General features: G+C 73.6%; 12 protein-coding genes. 9 read left to right on the plus strand and 3 right to left on the minus strand.

Going from position 1 to position 15,129, the window contains the following annotated elements:
- Nucleotides 1–327: 327 nt before the first annotated feature.
- The 3 genes from ACFVYS_RS17720 to ACFVYS_RS17730 are packed head-to-tail and all read right to left on the minus strand — an operon-like array spanning nt 328 to nt 2,352.
- Entirely contained in the window at nt 328–1,227 is a 900-nt protein-coding gene (locus ACFVYS_RS17720) for an aminoglycoside phosphotransferase family protein (protein ID WP_389502968.1), read from the minus strand.
- A 28-nt stretch (nt 1,228–1,255) separates the two neighbouring features.
- Complete coding sequence (locus tag ACFVYS_RS17725) at nt 1,256–1,771, minus strand: ferritin-like domain-containing protein (RefSeq protein ID WP_389502970.1); 516 nt, start codon at nt 1,769–1,771, stop codon at nt 1,256–1,258.
- On the minus strand, nt 1,768–2,352 hold the full coding sequence (locus tag ACFVYS_RS17730; protein WP_389502971.1) for a hypothetical protein: 585 nt from the start codon (nt 2,350–2,352) through the stop codon (nt 1,768–1,770). Before ACFVYS_RS17730 ends, ACFVYS_RS17725 begins: the two co-directional genes overlap by 4 nt.
- 225 nt (nt 2,353–2,577) lie before the next feature.
- Between ACFVYS_RS17730 and rimP the strand changes: the two genes are divergently transcribed.
- The 9 genes from rimP (at nt 2,578) to ACFVYS_RS17775 (ending at nt 15,068) form a co-directional block, all read left to right on the plus strand.
- Nucleotides 2,578–3,123, plus strand: a complete 546-nt coding sequence (gene rimP, locus ACFVYS_RS17735; RefSeq protein WP_389502973.1) for a ribosome maturation factor RimP — start codon at nt 2,578–2,580, stop codon at nt 3,121–3,123.
- A 2-nt stretch (nt 3,124–3,125) separates the two neighbouring features.
- Nucleotides 3,126–4,112 carry a transcription termination factor NusA gene (gene nusA / locus ACFVYS_RS17740; RefSeq protein WP_171399834.1) on the plus strand — a complete coding sequence of 329 codons (987 nt, stop codon included), beginning with the start codon at nt 3,126–3,128 and terminating at the stop codon, nt 4,110–4,112.
- 194 nt (nt 4,113–4,306) lie between these two features.
- A complete protein-coding gene (locus tag ACFVYS_RS17745) occupies nt 4,307–4,603 on the plus strand; it encodes a YlxR family protein (RefSeq protein ID WP_078615640.1) in 297 nt (98 codons plus the stop codon).
- Between the two features lie 147 nt (nt 4,604–4,750).
- Complete coding sequence (gene infB / locus ACFVYS_RS17750) at nt 4,751–7,891, plus strand: translation initiation factor IF-2 (protein WP_389502975.1); 3,141 nt, start codon at nt 4,751–4,753, stop codon at nt 7,889–7,891.
- Nucleotides 7,892–8,077: 186 nt separating this feature from the next.
- Complete coding sequence (locus ACFVYS_RS17755; protein ID WP_020128606.1) at nt 8,078–8,371, plus strand: DUF503 domain-containing protein; 294 nt, start codon at nt 8,078–8,080, stop codon at nt 8,369–8,371.
- 45 nt (nt 8,372–8,416) lie between these two features.
- Entirely contained in the window at nt 8,417–8,866 is a 450-nt protein-coding gene (rbfA, locus tag ACFVYS_RS17760) for a 30S ribosome-binding factor RbfA (protein ID WP_389502977.1), read from the plus strand.
- Nucleotides 8,866–9,771 (plus strand): tRNA pseudouridine(55) synthase TruB, encoded by a 906-nt coding sequence (gene truB / locus ACFVYS_RS17765; RefSeq protein WP_389502979.1) that lies wholly within the window; start codon nt 8,866–8,868, stop codon nt 9,769–9,771. The genes rbfA and truB overlap by 1 nt, the downstream gene beginning before the upstream one ends.
- A gap of 257 nt (nt 9,772–10,028) precedes the next feature.
- On the plus strand, nt 10,029–13,940 hold the full coding sequence (locus tag ACFVYS_RS17770) for a trypsin-like peptidase domain-containing protein (RefSeq protein ID WP_389502981.1): 3,912 nt from the start codon (nt 10,029–10,031) through the stop codon (nt 13,938–13,940).
- Between the two features lie 183 nt (nt 13,941–14,123).
- Nucleotides 14,124–15,068 (plus strand): bifunctional riboflavin kinase/FAD synthetase, encoded by a 945-nt coding sequence (locus ACFVYS_RS17775; protein ID WP_314219125.1) that lies wholly within the window; start codon nt 14,124–14,126, stop codon nt 15,066–15,068.
- The last annotated feature ends 61 nt before the right edge of the window (nt 15,069–15,129 follow it).

Below are 15,129 nucleotides of genomic sequence, written 5' to 3' on the forward strand. Positions count from 1 at the left end.
CACCACAGGAGGCTGCCCCGCGAGGCAGGGGCGCCGAGGTCGACCATCAGAATGTCGCGAACTTCGCGTCTGGCCAACGCGCTCGGCGCCGGCCGATACCGCCGTACCGGCTCCACCCGTGGGCGCAACGAAGCCGCAGCGCCCCCTCGTTCACCGCCACCGGAGTACTTCATGTCCTTGCCTTCACCGTCGACGGGCCGTCCGCCCGAAGAGCCTCCGCTGCGGGTCTGCGACCGTGCCGTCTGCGGCGGCCCCGCGGCCCCGCGGCCCCGTAAGCGCCCCGCGACCGTGGGGTCCGCTGCGGTCCTGCGGGGTGGGCAGTCCCCGTTACAGCCAGGTCGCGAACTCGAGCAGCAGCTCGGCGTCCCGCGTCCGCCCGACCCGCCGCGCCCGGACCCCGGACTCCACGGCCCGGAACAGCGTCCAGCCGCGCAGCCGCTCCTGGTCCAGCTCCAGCGACTCCGCGAGCCGCTTCACCCGGCGCCGGGTCGTCGTCGCCCCGGACGGCGAGGCGATCAGGTCCTCCACCCGGTCGCGGACCAGCCGGGCCAGGTCGAAGGCGCACTCGCCGACCACCGGATCCGGCCCCACCGCCAGCCACGGCATCCGCTCACCCGCCAGCACCTTGCTCTGCCGGAACGTGCCGTGCAGCAGCCGGTGCTCGGGCGGTCCCGCCAGCAGCTCCGCACGGGCGGCGAGCGCCGCGTCCACCAGAGCGGCCACCTCGGGCTCCGCCTCGGCACTCGCCCGCATCGCCCGCGCCTGCCGTCCGGTCCGGTCGGCCACCGACTCGAAGGAGTGCCCGGCCGGTGGTTCCACCCACAGCCGCCGCAACGTTCCCGCCGCCTCCAGCAGGGCCTTCGCCTCCGCCAGCGACCGCACCGACACATCGGGATGCAGCCGCTCGAGCAGCAGCGCTCCCGCCGTCCGCGGCTCCTGCAGCAACTGGACGGCGCCCAGGCCGTCCCAGTGCGTCAGCGCGGCCCGCTCCGCCTCCGGCCGGAACCGGGGTGGGGCCAGCTTCAGCACGGCGGGTGTCCCGTCCGCGCGCCGCACGAGCACGACCATGCTGGTCCGGCCGCCCGGCACCTGCACTCGATCGACCGTCAACTCGCTTAGGGCGACGGCCTGTCGGGCCGCCTCCGGCAGCTTCTCCAACCAGCCGTCACCGTCCGGTGCCGTCTCACCGAGCGCCCTGACCAGACGCTGCGGCGGTTCGAAAGCCATGCGCGAGTCGTTCCCTTCCTGCTTCGGGTCAAGCCGCCGGTGTGCCCGAGGGCGCCGCCGCCGGAGGCGTGACCGCTGCCGGTGCGGACGCCGAGCCCGTGGCCGGATCCGTACCGGTCCGCTCGGCGAGACCAGGGAAGGCTACGCTCCCGCCGCGCCAGCGCACCGCACGGACCGCCGCGTCCCGCAGCGCGCCCGCGGCCTCCCGGCGCCGTGCGTCCCCGGCTGCCCGCACCAGGTCGGAGTACACCCCGGCCACGCGCTCCTCCAGCTCGGTCGCGAGCCGGACCGCCGCCGCGGAGTCCGGCACCGGGAACGGCAGCGCGTACCCGGCGCTCGCGGCGACCGGCTCGGCCCCCAGGTCGCGCACCTCGCGCACCAGCGCGTCCCGGCGCGCCCGGTGCGCGTCGTAGGCCGCCCGTGCCTCGGCGCCGCGTGCCTCGCCGATCCGCCCGCCGACGACCCCGTACCCGTACACGGCGGCGTGTTCGGCGGCCAGCGCCGCCTGGAGCGCCGTCAGTTCCGCGCTCGTGGCCTCACTCATCGCGTCCCCTCCGTCAGCAGATAGGCGTGTGCCGCGCCGGCCGCCGCCACCGAGGCCAGCAACCGGGCCAGCTCGCCCGGCACGTCCAGCAGCTCCGTCGCCCTGCGGTCGGCGAGCGCCCGCTCCGCCGCGGCCAGCCCGGCGAGCGCGTCCGTGTCGGTGATCGGCACGGCGGACGGCACGGCCGAGGGGTCGGACGACGGAACCGGGGCGGAGCTCGTCGAGGAACTTGTGGGGGAGGTGGGGGAGCCGGTGGCGGAATCGGGGACGGAGGGGGACGCCTTCGCGGCGCCTCCGAACGCCTCCATGTGCCGTACGGCCTCCGCCCGCAGCGGCCCCAGCCGCCCCGCCAGCGCCGGATGGACGGCGAGCACGGCGTCATACCGTGCCACCAGCCCGCCGCTGTCCTGGGCGGCACGCGCGCGTGCCCGCTCGGTGACCGACGGGCTGCCGCTCGCGCTCTCCTCGGACTCCTCCGCACCGGACGAGCAGCCCACGAGCAGCACCGCCCCCGCGGCCGACGCGAGCAGGGATCTTCTGCGCGGCCCCGAGGGGGTTCGCGAGGGGAGGGGCAACGGCACGGCAGGCGTCCTCGGGGAACTCGTACGGAACTGGCGTCCTGATGGGCGGCGGGCCCGTGATCACCGTACCCGCGCGGCCGCCCCGTACCACTCAGCGGCACCGCCCCGCGAGGGTCCGCCACCCTCCGTGCACAGGTGGACGGCAACACACCTCGCGACCGGATACCCTTTGACCAGACACGCGCCCCATCCCACAACAGCACACGCGGCCGAGGAGTCACCCGGATGAGCACCACCCAGAGCGAGAGGCTGCGAGAGCTCCTGGAACCGCTCGTCGCCTCCCAGGGACTGGACCTCGAAGAGATCGCCGTGGACTCCGTCGGACGCAAGCGGGTGCTGAGCGTCGTCGTCGACTCCGACTCCGGAGCGGACCTGGACCAGATCGCCGATGTGAGCCGCGCGCTCTCGGCGAAGCTCGACGAGACGGACGCGATGGGCGAGGGCGAGTACACCCTCGAGGTCGGCACCCCGGGCGCGGAGCGCGCGCTCACCGAACACCGCCACTACGTACGTGCCGTCGACCGGCTGGTGCGGTTCCAGCTGACCGAGGGCGGCGAGCTGGTCGCCCGGATCCTGACGGTCGACGACGAGGGACTCGATCTCGAGGTCCCCGGAGTGAAGGGCCGCAAGGCCACCACCCGCAGACTCCCCTTCGGTGACATCGACAAGGCCCGCGTGCAGGTCGAGTTCAACCGCAAGGACAAGAGCGACCCGCACGCCAAGAACGAGAACGACGAGAACGACGAGAACGAGATGGAAGAGGAGGCGTAGCCGTGGACATCGACATGAGTGCCCTGCGGGGCTTGGTGCGGGAGAAGGAGATCTCCTTCGACCTGCTGGTCGAGGCGATCGAGTCGGCCCTCCTCATCGCCTACCACCGCACCGAGGGAAGCCGCCGTCACGCGCGCGTGGAGCTCAACCGGGAGACCGGACATGTGACCGTGTGGGCGAAGGAGGACCCCGAGGACCTCGAGGAGGGGCAGGAGCCCCGCCCGTTCGACGACACCCCGTCCGATTTCGGCCGGATCGCCGCCACGACGGCCAAGCAGGTGATCCTCCAGCGTCTGCGCGACGCCGAGGACGACGCGACGCTCGGCGAGTACGCCGGCCGTGAGGGCGACATCGTCACCGGTGTGGTCCAGCAGGGCCGCGACCCGAAGAACGTGCTCGTGGACATCGGCAAGCTGGAGGCCATCCTGCCGGTGCAGGAGCAGGTCCCCGGTGAGACGTATCCGCACGGCATGCGCCTGCGGTCGTACGTCGTCCGGGTGGCGAAGGGCATGCGCGGCCCGTCCGTGACGCTCTCCCGCACCCACCCCAATCTGGTGAAGAAGCTCTTCGCCCTGGAGGTGCCGGAGATCGCCGACGGCTCGGTCGAGATCGCCGCCATCGCACGCGAGGCCGGTCATCGCACGAAGATCGCCGTCAGGTCCACCCGTTCGGGTCTGAACGCCAAGGGCGCCTGCATCGGCCCCATGGGCGGCCGGGTGCGCAACGTGATGGGCGAGCTGAACGGCGAGAAGATCGACATCGTCGACTGGTCGGACGACCCGGCCGAGATGGTGGCGAACGCGCTGTCCCCGGCCCGGGTCTCCAAGGTCGAGGTCGTCGACCTCGCGGCCCGCTCCGCGCGGGTGACGGTGCCGGACTACCAGCTGTCGCTGGCGATCGGCAAGGAAGGGCAGAACGCCCGGCTCGCCGCCCGGCTGACCGGCTGGCGCATCGACATCCGTCCGGACATCGAACAGCCCACCGAGTAGCCCACCGAGTAGCCCACCGAGCAGCTCACCGAGTGGCCCGGCGGGTACGTCACCTGCCAGGTCAACCGGCCGGGCCGAGCGGCGGGGGAATAGATCTCGGCCTGCCGGGGCTCAGATCACGACAGATGTAACGCGGCACCTGTTCGAATCCTGGCCCAAAGGGATGAGGTCGCCGCGGGGAGGTAGACTTAAGAGTGTCTGGCCGGACGCACACCGGAGCATGCCCTGAACGCACCTGTGTGGGGTGCCGGGAGCGGGCGGCCAAGACGGAGCTGCTGCGCATCGTGGCGATCAAGGACGCATGCGTCCCCGATCCACGCGGTACGCTGCCCGGCCGGGGTGCGTATCTGCATCCCGCCCCGGTCTGTCTCGACCAGGCGGTACGCCGCCGGGCGTTCACGAGGGCGTTGCGAGCCCCGGGAGCGCTCGACACAAAGGCGTTGCGCCAGTACGTCGAGCAGACGACCGTTGCCGAACAGGCAACACCGTAAGAAGGCGTCGCACGGAACCTCCGTGCGGCTCTGGTACCCCGCGAGTTGGAAGTAGGTCGAGATTGCGATGAGCACTCGATGAGCACGCGATGAGTACGCCCATGAAGTAGCGACGGTCCGGACACACCCGGACCTAAAAGGAGCGAAGTGGCTAAGGTCCGGGTATATGAACTCGCCAAGGAGTTCGGGGTTGAGAGCAAGGCCGTCATGGCCAAGCTCCAGGAACTCGGTGAATTCGTCCGTTCGGCGTCTTCGACCATCGAAGCGCCCGTTGTCCGCAAGCTGACAGATGCCTTCCAGGGCGGTGGCAAGCCCGCCCCGCGCAAGGCAGCCCCCAGGCCCGGCGCGCCCTCCCCGGCGCAGGCGGCCCGTCCGGGTCCGGCCGCACCTCGGCCGGCCGCCCCCAAGCCTCCCGCGGCGCAGACGCCCGCGGCTCCGGCGGCTCCCGCCGCCCCTGCCGCCTCGTCGGCCCCCGCGCCGGCGGCCTCCGGTCCGCGTCCGGGCCCCAAGCCCGCGCCGCGTCCGGCCCCCGCCGCCCCGGAGTTCACCGCTCCGCCGGCTGCTCCGGCCGCCCCCGCCGCCCCGGCCGCCCAGGCTCCGTCGTCCGGCCCGCGGCCGGCCTCGCAGGGCCCGCGCCCCGGCGCGCCGCGCCCCGCCGGCCGTCCCGCGCCCGGTCAGGACCGTGGCGACCGCGGTGACCGTGGCGACCGCGGCGATCGTGGTGACCGCGGCCAGCGTCCGGCCGCCGCTCAGGGGCCGCGCCCCGGTGGCGCCGGTGCCCCGCGTCCGGGCGGTGCCCGTCCCTCGGGTCCGCGTCCGGGCAACAACCCCTTCACCTCCGGCGGCAACGCCGGTATGGCGCGCCCGCAGGCGCCCCGTCCGCAGGGCGCCCCGCGTCCCGGCGGCCCCGGTGGCGCTCCCGGCGCCGGTCCCCGTCCGCAGGGCCCCGGTGGCCAGGGCGGCGGTCCTCGTCCGCAGTCTCCGGGCGGCTCCCGTCCGTCTCCGGGTGGCATGCCCCGCCCGCAGGGCGCAGGCCCCGGCGGCCCGCGTCCCGGCGGCGGTCCCCGTCCCAACCCCGGCATGATGCCGCAGCGTCCCGCTGCCGGCCCGCGTCCCGGCGGTGGCCCCGGTGGCCGCGGTCCGGGTGGCGGCGGCGGTGCGGGTCGTCCCGGCGGCGGCGGTCGTCCCGGTGGCGGCGGCTTCGCAGGTCGTCCGGCCGGTCCCGGTGGCGGCGCCCGTCCCGGTGGCGGCGGCGGTTTCGCCGGTCGTCCCGGTGGCCCCGGCGGTGGCGGCGGCTTCGGTGGCGGCGGTGGCCGTCCCGGATTCGGCGGTCGTCCCGGCGGTCCCGGTGGCCGTGGTGGCACGCAGGGCGCCTTCGGTCGTCCCGGTGGTCCCGCGCGTCGCGGTCGCAAGTCGAAGCGTCAGAGGCGCCAGGAGTACGAGGCCATGCAGGCCCCGTCGGTCGGCGGCGTGATGCTGCCTCGCGGCAACGGACAGTCCGTCCGCCTGTCGCGCGGTGCGTCGCTCACCGACTTCGCGGAGAAGATCGGCGCGAACCCGGCGTCGCTCGTCGGCGTGATGATGAACCTCGGCGAGATGGTCACTGCCACGCAGTCCGTCTCCGACGAGACGCTGAAGCTCCTCGCGGACGAGATGAACTTCGTCCTCGAGATCGTCAGCCCCGAGGAGGAGGACCGCGAGCTGCTCGAGTCCTTCGACATCGAGTTCGGCGAGGACGAGGGTGGCGAGGAGTTCCTCGTCGCGCGTCCGCCGGTCGTGACCGTCATGGGTCACGTCGACCACGGTAAGACCCGACTGCTCGACACCATCCGCAAGACGAACGTCATCGCGGGCGAGGCCGGCGGCATCACGCAGCACATCGGTGCGTACCAGGTCGCCACCGAGGTCAACGGTGAAGAGCGCAGGATCACCTTCATCGACACCCCGGGTCACGAGGCGTTCACCGCCATGCGTGCCCGTGGTGCCAAGTCGACCGACATCGCGATCCTCGTGGTGGCGGCCAACGACGGTGTGATGCCCCAGACGATCGAGGCGCTGAACCACGCCAAGGCGGCCGACGTGCCGATCGTGGTCGCGGTCAACAAGATCGACGTCGAGGGCGCGGACCCGACCAAGGTGCGCGGTCAGCTCACCGAGTTCGGTCTGGTGGCCGAGGAGTACGGCGGCGACACCATGTTCGTCGACATCTCCGCCAAGCAGGGCCTCAACATCGAGAGCCTGCTGGAGGCCGTGGTCCTGACCGCGGACGCCTCGCTCGACCTGCGGGCCAACCCGGAGCAGGACGCGCAGGGCATCGCGATCGAGTCCCACCTCGACCGCGGCCGTGGTGCCGTCTCGACGGTCCTGGTCCAGCGCGGCACGCTGCGCATCGGCGACACCATGGTGGTCGGCGACGCGTACGGCCGAGTCCGGGCGATGCTCGACGACAACGGCAACAACGTCGAGGAAGCGGGTCCGTCGACCCCCGTCCTGGTCCTGGGTCTCACCAACGTCCCGGGCGCCGGCGACAACTTCCTCGTCGTCGACGAGGACCGCACGGCCCGTCAGATCGCCGAGAAGCGCGCGGCGCGTGAGCGCAACGCCAACTTCGCCCGGCGTGGAGTCCGGTTCTCCCTGGAGAACCTGGACGAGGCGCTCAAGGCCGGTCTGGTGCAGGAACTCAACCTCATCATCAAGGGCGACGCGTCCGGTTCGGTGGAGGCTCTCGAGTCCTCGCTGCTCCAGCTCGACGTCGGCGAAGAGGTCGACATCCGCGTCCTGCACCGCGGTGTGGGTGCGGTCACCGAGTCGGACATCGACCTGGCGACCGGCTCCGACGCCATCGTCATCGGCTTCAACGTCCGTGCGGCCGGTCGTGCCGCGCAGATGGCGGAGCGCGAGGGCGTCGACGTCCGGTACTACTCGGTGATCTACCAGGCCATCGAGGAGATCGAGGCGGCCCTGAAGGGCATGCTGAAGCCGGAGTACGAGGAGGTCGAGCTCGGCACGGCGGAGATCCGCGAGGTCTTCAAGTCGTCCAAGCTGGGCAACATCGCCGGTGTCCTGGTCCGCTCGGGCGAGGTCAAGCGCAACACCAAGGCGCGCCTCATCCGCGACGGCAAGGTCATCGCGGAGAGCCTCAACATCTCCGGGCTGCGTCGCTTCAAGGACGACGTCACCGAGATCCGCGAAGGCTTCGAGGGCGGTATCAACCTCGGAAACTTCAACGACATCAAGATCGACGACGTCATCGCGACGTACGAGATGCGGGAGAAGCCGCGGGTGTAAGCACCCATGGTTCGTACCGGCCGGCGGGGGATCGCTCCCCGCCGGCCGGTGCGGCGTCCGGCGGACGCATGAGCGAGGTAAAACCCCGTCGAGTCACCGCCCGGATCGTTGTACCGTTCTTGATGTCCCTGTCCCATGGACGGCAGGGCCATCGATCCCGTACCGGCGGGTGAACCGGTTACACACATGTACGTGGGGACTCTGTCCTTCGACCTCCTCCTCGGCGACGTACGGTCGCTGAAGGAGAAGCGCTCCGTCGTCCGTCCGATCGTCGCCGAACTCCAGCGCAAGTACGCGGTGAGCGCGGCCGAGGTGGACGACCAGGACCTCCACCGCAGGACCAGGATCGGTCTCGCCGTGGTCTCCGGAGACGCGGAGCATCTGACCGATGTACTGGACCGGTGCGAACGGCTGGTCGCCGCGCGCCCCGAAGTGGAGCTGCTGTCGGTCAGACGCCGCTTCCACGGCGAAGACGACTGACCGACCACAAACGCAAGCGAAGAAGAAAGAACGGGAGACGGACCAGTGGCCGACAACGCGCGTGCCAAGAGGCTGGCGGACCTCATCCAGCAGGTGGTGGCCCAGAAGCTGCAGCGCGGGATCAAGGACCCGCGGCTCGGCTCCCACGTCACCATCACGGACACCCGGGTGACAGGTGACCTCAGGGAGGCCACGGTCTTCTACACGGTGTACGGGGGCGACGAGGAGCGGGCGGCCGCGGCCGCCGGGCTGGAGAGCGCCAAGGGTGTCCTGCGCTCCGAGGTGGGCCGCGCGGCGGGCGTGAAGTTCACGCCGACGCTGGCCTTCATCGCCGACGCCCTGCCGGACAACGCCCGCACCATCGACGACCTCCTCGACAAGGCGCGCGCCGCCGACGAGAAGGTCCGCGAGGTGTCCGCGGGTGCCGGGTACGCCGGCGAAGCCGACCCGTACAAGAAGCCCGGTGACGAGGACGAGACGGACGACTCCGCCTGATGAACCGCAAGCAGACCCCGCCCGACGGCCTTGTCATCGTCGACAAGCCGTCGGGTTTCACTTCGCACGACGTCGTGGCCAAGATGCGCGGGATCGCCAAGACCCGCCGCGTCGGCCACGCCGGCACGCTGGACCCGATGGCGACGGGCGTCCTCGTCCTCGGCATCGAGAGGGCGACGAAACTCCTCGGGCACCTGGCGCTTACCGAGAAGGAGTACCTGGGCACGGTCCGGCTGGGCCAGACGACCCTGACCGACGACGCGGAGGGCGAGATCACGGGGTCCACGGACGCCTCGAAGGTCACCCGGGACGCGATCGACGCGGGCGTCGCCAAGCTGAGCGGCGACATCATGCAGGTGCCGTCCAAGGTCAGCGCCATCAAGATCGACGGCGTCCGCTCCTACAAGCGGGCCCGCGACGGCGAGGACTTCGAGATCCCGGCCCGCCCGGTCACCGTCTCCTCCTTCGCCGTGTACGACGTCCGTGACGCGGTCGCCGAGGACGGCACCCCGGTCCTGGACCTGGTCGTGTCCGTCGTCTGCTCCTCCGGCACCTACATCCGGGCCCTCGCCCGTGACCTGGGCGCCGACCTCGGCGTCGGCGGCCACCTCACCGCCCTGCGCCGCACCCGCGTCGGCCCCTACAAGCTGGACTCGGCGAGGACGCTCGACCAGCTCCAGCAGGAGCTGGGCGTGATGCCGATCGCCGAGGCGGCCACCGCCGCGTTCCCCCGCTGGGACGTGGACGCCAAGCGGGCCCAGCTGCTCACCAACGGTGTACGCCTGGAGATGCCCGACGCGTACGCCGGCGCGGGCGCCGTGGCCGTCTTCGATCCCGAGGGCCGGTTCCTGGCCCTGGTCGAGGAGCAGAAGGGCAAGGCGAAGAGCCTGGCCGTGTTCGGCTGAGCGGCTCCAGGCACGTCGCCCGGTGCCCGTGGAGCGGCGAACACGGGGTTGTGCTGCGCCGCCGCTCCACGGTCCCCCCTCGGTTCCCCCACCCCTAGGGTGTATCCAGCGGCCCCCGTTCATTCACCCGTCCGGGCAGGCGCTCGGAGTGAACCCAGGGAGTGCAGGGGGGCGCGTTCGCTGCGGGATCTGTCCCGCTGATCATCCCGCCCCTACCGTCGGACCCAGGGCACGCGGGCGCGGCGGGAGGTACGACGATGGCGGGACGAGGCCCGCGGACACCGCGGCACGACTCCCTGCGGGGCACGACCCGGAACGGCCCGGCGGATCCCCCGGGCCCCCTGGATCCCATGGCTCCTCCGGACGCCCCGGATCCCGGGGACGCGGACTTCGCCGCCGTCGCGACCGCCGCCGACGCCTCGCTCGTCCGGATCCGCGACCTGGCCGGCCGGCCGCGCGGCACCGGGTTCGTCGCCGACCACCACGGCACGGTCGTCACCAGTCATGAGGCCGTCGACGGCCTGTCCCGGCTCGTCCTGTACGCCGCCGGCGACCGCGGCTGCGTGGTGACCGACGACGCGGTCACCCCCCTGCCGGAACTCGACCTGGCTCTCGTCCGCACCGAGGGCCTCGGCGGGGTCCCGCTGCCGGTGACCGTGCGGGACGGCGTCGAGCCCGGCCGGTACGTCCGGCTGGCCGCCGGCTGCTGGCGCGAGGCGCGGGTGCTGGCCGAGACGTCCGCGACCTACACGGCGACGGACCGCTTCCACCTCCTCGACGACGCTCTGGAGCTGGCGATCGGCACGGCGGGCCGGGACGCGCTGCGACTCGGCGGCGGGGCGGCCGGGGGACCGGTCCTCGACGCGGAGACCGGCGCGGTCGTCGCCGTCCTCGGCACCGCGCTCCAGTCCGGCCACCGCGACGTCGGCTTCGCGGTGCCGCTGCGACCCCGGGTGCCTTCGGCCGACGCCGTTCCGGCGATCGACGATCTCCCGCCGACCGAGCACCACCCCGCGGGCCTGCCGCCGAGCGACCACGTGAGCGACGGTGAGGCGACGAGGGCGCCGCTCGCGGAAGCGGGGGAGGCTCCGGCGGGTGCGGGTGCGGGTGGCGCTCGCGGGGGTGGCGGTCGTGGTGAAGGCGGCGGTTCTGCGGGGACGGGGGCCGGGGTGTGGGCGGCCGGGGTCGGGGCGGGGATTCCGGCCGCCGGTCCGCTGGCCGAGCTGCTCGCGCGTAACGCGGCCACCGTGCCCGCCTACGGCGCCGACCTCAACCTGGCCGGTCTCCTCGAACTCACCGCCACGTCGGTCGGCTCGGACGGCCCGCCCGGAGCGCTGTCCGGCCACTTCGGCGGTACCGCGACCGGCTCCCTCGCAGCCACCGCGGAACCGATCCAACGCGCCGTCCCGGCAAAGGAGTTCACCGCCTTCCTGACGAGCCCGGCGGCCGTCCTCGGCCTCGTCGGCCCACCGGGCAGCGGCCGTACGACGGAACTCGCCGCCCTCGCCGCGCGCCGCGACCGGGGTGCGCGGCCGGCCCCCACCCTGTGGCTGCGCGGTGCCGATCTGAGGGCCGGGGACGACTCCCTCGCGGACGCGGCCCGCCGCGCACTGAGCCGCGCGGCACGCATCGTGGCGGCCTCGGGTTCGGGTTCGGCCCCGGGCTCGGCAGCGGTTCCGGGGCAGGGGCCGGGGGTCGTTCCGACCGGGCTGCCCGGGGCGGCCGGTCTGTCGGGGGCTGCCGCCCCCTGCGGCCTGGGTGAGGTCACCCCCGAGCGGCTCGCCCGCCTCGCCCGGGATGTCGGACGCCCCCTGCTGCTGCTTCTCGACGGGCCCGAGGAGATGCCCCCGGTCCTCGCGCACCGGCTCGCCGAGTGGACCGAGGGCACGGCCGAATGGTTGCGGGAGACGGGCACCCGGCTGGTGGTGGCGTGTCGGGGGGAGTACTGGGAACGGGCCGGCGCGGAGTTCCCGCCGGAGCTGCTGTACGGGGCCACGGCGGCCGGGGACCCGCTGCCGCCCTGTGTCCGCCTCGGCGATCTCACCGCCGACGAGGCGCGCGAGGCCCGCGTCCGCTACGCCCTGCCCGAGGGCGTGCTCGCCGCCCCCGACGACCGGCACCCGCTCACCCTCCGCCTCCTCTCCGAGGTCTGCGCCGCCCTCCCTGGTCCGCAGTCCCCGGCGCCCGTCGACCGCGACGACGTCCTGTCCGCGTACCTCGACCTGATGTGCCTGCGGGTCGCGGTCCGCCTCGCCGCCGAGAACGGGCTGCGCGGCATCGCCGTACGCCGTCTGGCGGCGAAGGTCTCCGGCCAGGTGCACGAGGCCGCCCGCCGCAGTCTCGGGCCCGGCCAGGGCGAACTGGACCGGGCGTCGTTCGAGGCGGTGTTCCCCTGGGGCCAGGCGCCGGCCCGCCTCGGTGGCGGCGCCGGCTGGGCGTCCGCCGTGCTCACCGAGGGACTCCTGGTGCCCGCGGGTCGCGGCTACCGCTTCGCCCACGAGGAACTCGCCGACTGGATCCAGGGCATCCACCTCGACCTCGACGAGGCCCTGCGCGCCCTGGTCCACCGCCGTCGCGCACCCGACGGGGGACATCCGCTGCCCGTCCCGCACCACCGGGTCGGTCCCGTCGTCCAGGCCCTGCTGCTCCTCGCCCGCCAACAGGGCCCGCACCGCCTCGCGCTACGGCTGCGGGAGTTGGTGCACGCCCTGGACGCCGACCCGGAGTCGTGGTGGGCCGCCCGGCTGCTCACCGAGACCCTGCTGGGCGTGCCGGACGCGACGCCGTACACGGGCGTCCTGCGCCTGCTGGCGGACCTGATCGGCGCGGGGGCCCAGCCGCACGGCCGGTTCGTGGACTTCGGCCCGGCGTTCTGGAGCGGGCTCGTCCTCCCCGCCGACGCCCGGCTCGACCTGCTGCGCCGTCTGGTCCTCGCCGACGGCGCCCCGTACGACGCGGACGCGCCGCGCTACCTCGACGTCGTCGCCCGGCTCCTCGCCGCCGACCCGACCGCCGTACAGCCGTGCCTCACCCACTGGTTCGACGACGAGCGGCCGCTGCCCGCGACCCCGCACGCCACCGTGGCGACGGCGGCGCAGGCACTGCTGCACACCCACCGGCACCGGGCGCTGGACGACCTCACGGAGGCCCTCGTCGACTGCGCGCACCCCCGCGCCGACGAGCTGCTCGCCGTACTGGCGGAGGAGGAGCCGTCCGCGCTGTGCCGGGCCGTCGACCGCTGGTCGCACGACGAGCGGGCGCCCCGGCGGGTCGCGGCGATGACGTACGGACTGCGCGCCGCCGCGCACATCCGGACGGAGGCCGACCACCGGCTGCTGCGCTACGCGGCCCTCGTCCTGCTGGCCCGGCCCGCCGACCACGCCCTGCACGGTGGCGCGCTCGCGCTCCTCGTCCGGGACCCCGAGACCCGCTCCCGGTATCTGCCGCAGGCGCTGGAGCGGTTCACGGCGGAGGACCCGCGGCTGCCGCCGAGCGCGCTGCTCGCCGCCCTGGGCACCCACCCCGAGCCGGTCCTGGACGCCTTCTGGTGCCGCCTGCGCGGGCCCGACCGCGCGGACACCGGCAGGGTCCTGCGCGCCCTCGCCGAGGTCACCACGCCCGCCCTGGCCCAGCGGGTCGCCGCCCTCGTCCGGGAGGTGGTGGAGCGCCGGCCGGAGGCCGCGGGGCAGGTGGCCGCGTACGTCGACCGGCGCCTCGACCACGGTCCCGCCGCCCGGGCCGTCCTCCTGCCGCTGGTCACGGGACTGCTGGACAGCGGCGGGCCCGAACAGGTGCGGGCCGCGCTGGCCGGTGTACTGGCCGCTCCCGGGGCCCCGGAGTCCCGCCCGATGCGTGACGAACTGCTGGAGCACCTCCTCACCCACGAACGCGCCCCTGAAGTCCTGGACGCCGTACTGCACGGGGCGGCCGGGCGCGACGGCGAGGACCTGCGGGCTCTCGTCCACCGCACCGGCCTGCTCCTGGTCCGCACCCCCGACGGCGCGAACCGCTTCGACCGCGGTCTGGTCGAGCTGGCCCGGCATGTACCGGGCTTCGCCGCGCGGGTGGTGGACTGGCTCACGGACGCGCCGGGGGAGTGGGCGGTGGTGGTCGGTCCCAGCGCCCGCCGGACGATCGAGAACCTGGCGGGGGCGCGGGTGCCCGCGTGACGCGCCGCGCGGGTGGCCGAGTCCTGCGGCCCGAGTCCTGTGGCCCCGGTTCCTGTGGTCCGACTCACGTGGGTCGGGTCACAGCCCCCATGCCGATGCGGGCCGGGAGCACCCGGCATGGCACCCTTAGTCCTGCGTAAGAGGCAATGGTAGATACGGACACGGGTTCGAGGAGCGGTCACAGTGCAGCGCTGGCGTGGCTTGGAGGACATCCCCGAGGACTGGGGACGCAGCGTCGTCACCATCGGGTCCTACGACGGCGTCCACCGCGGGCACCAGCTGATCATCCGGCACGCCGTGGACCGGGCCCGTGAACTGGGCGTTCCCGCCGTCGTCGTCACCTTCGACCCGCACCCCAGCGAGGTCGTCCGCCCCGGCAGCCACCCGCCGCTGCTCGCCCCGCACCACCGTCGCGCCGAGCTGATGGCCGAACTGGGCGTGGACGCGCTGCTGATCCTCCCCTTCACCACGGAGTTCTCGAAGCTGTCCCCGGCGGACTTCGTGGTCAAGGTCCTGGTCGACAAGCTGCACGCCAAGGCGGTCGTCGAGGGCCCCAACTTCCGCTTCGGCCACAAGGCGGCGGGCAACGTCGAGTTCCTCACCGGGCAGGGCAAGGTCTACGACTTCGACGTCGAGGTCGTCGACCTGGTGCTGTGCGGTGAGGCGGGCGGCGGGCAGCCGTTCTCCTCGACGCTGACCCGGCGGCTGGTCGCCGAGGGCGATGTCGCGGGCGCCGGGGAGATCCTCGGCCGCCCGCACCGGGTGGAGGGGATCGTGGTGCGCGGGGCGCAGCGGGGACGCGAACTCGGCTTCCCGACCGCCAACGTCGAGACCCTGCCCCACACCGCGATCCCGGCGGACGGCGTCTACGCGGGCTGGCTGCACGCGAACGGCGAGGCGATGCCGGCCGCGATCTCCGTCGGCACCAACCCGCAGTTCGACGGCACCGAGCGCACCGTCGAGGCGTACGCCATCGACCGCGTCGGCCTCGACCTCTACGGCCTGCACGTCGCCGTCGACTTCCTCGCCTTCGTGCGCGGCCAGGCGAAGTTCGAGTCGCTGGACGGGCTGTTGGAGCAGATGGCCGAGGACGTGAAGCGCTGCAAGGAGCTGGTGGCGGCGCGCTAGCCGCCCCGCTCCGCCCGGCAGGACCGACGAACGCCGAAGGGCGGCCGGTGTCCCAGGACAC

It is taken from the genome of Streptomyces sp. NPDC058295 (genome assembly GCF_042880655.1).
Lineage (GTDB): Bacteria > Actinomycetota > Actinomycetes > Streptomycetales > Streptomycetaceae > Streptomyces > Streptomyces coriariae.